Annotated in this window: 1 protein-coding gene; it reads right to left on the bottom strand. The window is 36.7% G+C overall.

The features are described from left to right. Positions 1–138: 138 nt before the first annotated feature. A complete protein-coding gene (locus AB3I12_RS13270; RefSeq protein WP_002297404.1) occupies positions 139–1389 on the bottom strand; it encodes an IS110 family transposase in 1251 nt (416 codons plus the stop codon). Positions 1390–1792 lie beyond the last annotated feature (403 nt).

Below are 1792 nucleotides of genomic sequence, written 5' to 3'. Positions count from 1 at the left end.
TAGTCTAATGGTGATAAGTCAAGATGAAATTTAAGATTTTCTTTATTGAGTAATATGTTTTGAAGCGCACGAAACTAGACCCGATCAAAATCAAATTTTTTTCGGGTTGATTCAAGGATTTGCGTCAATAACGGATTGTTATTTCTCTATCACACTCCTTGGTGGCGTATAGAGTTGGTGTTTACGTAGTAGCGTATCCACCAGACGCGTAAATTTTCTTGCGGTTAGGACGAGTGCACGTTTGTGTTGATGCTTTGGAACCTCCTTATATTTACTTTGATAAAAAGCTTTGTATTCAGGAAGATAATTTTTTACAGAGTTGGCAGCTTCAACTAAGTAGTATCTAAAATATCGATTTCCTTGTTTTGTCAGAGGTGTATTTTGCGACTGATAGTTTCCAGATTGGTTCACTTTCCAACTTAATCCAGCGTATTTTGCCAATTTTGTCTGATCTTCAAATCTTTCGATTTGACCAATTTCAGCGATTAAACCGGCAGCATAGACTTTACCAACGCCTGGAATACTGGTTAAGCATTGATATTCTGGAATGACAACAATTACTTGTTCGATGGCTTTATCTAATTCTTTGATATTTTTTTCAAGTGCTCGTATTTCTCGTACGAGAACACTTAAAACAACATTAATTGATTCTTGTGCAAGAGCACCTAGGCGGTAACTCATGGTAATTGCACGTTGAATTGCTTTAGCGATTTTTTCTGGTTGCTTGAAACGGCCTTTTCCTTTTTCTTGAAGTAAATCACAGAAAGCTTCTAAAGGAAGCTCAGCAAGTTCATCCAATGTGAAATCTTCCGTCATGAGTGAAATGAGGGTTGCACTAAAAAGACTCGTCGATTCGTCTCGCATTTCTCGAGCAAGCGTATTACATTTGTACGTTAGATTTTCAAGAAAATGTTGCTTTGTACGAATCAATTGCTTAATAAGTTGATAGCGAGTACGTGTTAAACGCTGTAAGGCCATGTATTTCTCTTCTTTGATAGGGGAAGTTGTGAATCGTTGAATACGCAAGAAATCAGCGATTCTTAATGCATCGTTTCGATCAGTTTTATTCTCATCAAACATGCGACTAAATTGTTTCACCCGAAAAGGATTTTCAATCGTTACAAGTGTGTTGAGCTTCTTTAGTTTCTCATCTTCATGAAAAAACATGGAAGGATGGAAGCTGTACATGGACGTTGACTCCATGCCAATCACAATTTGATCAAAGTGGTAGCTGTCATTGAATTCAAGAATTGTTTCTCGTATGAATGAAGCACCTTCGATGTCATTGGCAACAGAGATTTCAGATAAGATAGACAATTGATTGTCGTCTGTTAAAAAACAAACATCTAGTTTTTCAGAGCTAACGTCAATACCGACAAATAATTTCATGGAAGAAGGACCTCCTTTCGATATAAATTTTGGAAAATGCTTCGATACTGTGGGATTTCCCAGAAACTCACTGTATAGCCACAACCTCGCCTAATAGAATACGGTGATAAAAGAGCTAGAAGCTGCCTTCCAAACTACTATTTGAAAGTCTAGTCCATTATCGAAACAGCTAATGAGTTGGTAGTGATAACAGTGGTTCGGGTAACAGACTAAACAGGGTAGACAAACGCTACAGGAGGAAATAGCAAATTCCCGTTGGATCCTTTCCATACATCCATTGTACTCTGAGAAATCACACAATATCGAAACAAATTCCGTTAGGAATGTGTTATTCAATAAATTTTATAATCTAGAAACATTTTGAATAAAAACTATTAGACAAATGATATTTTACGAGGAGGAA

It is taken from the genome of Enterococcus sp. C65 (assembly GCF_040887165.1).
In the GTDB taxonomy this organism is placed as follows: Bacteria; Bacillota; Bacilli; order Lactobacillales; family Enterococcaceae; genus Enterococcus_B; species Enterococcus_B hirae.
Note: the sequence above shows the minus strand (reverse complement) of the source record. Positions and strands in the feature narration are given on the sequence as shown.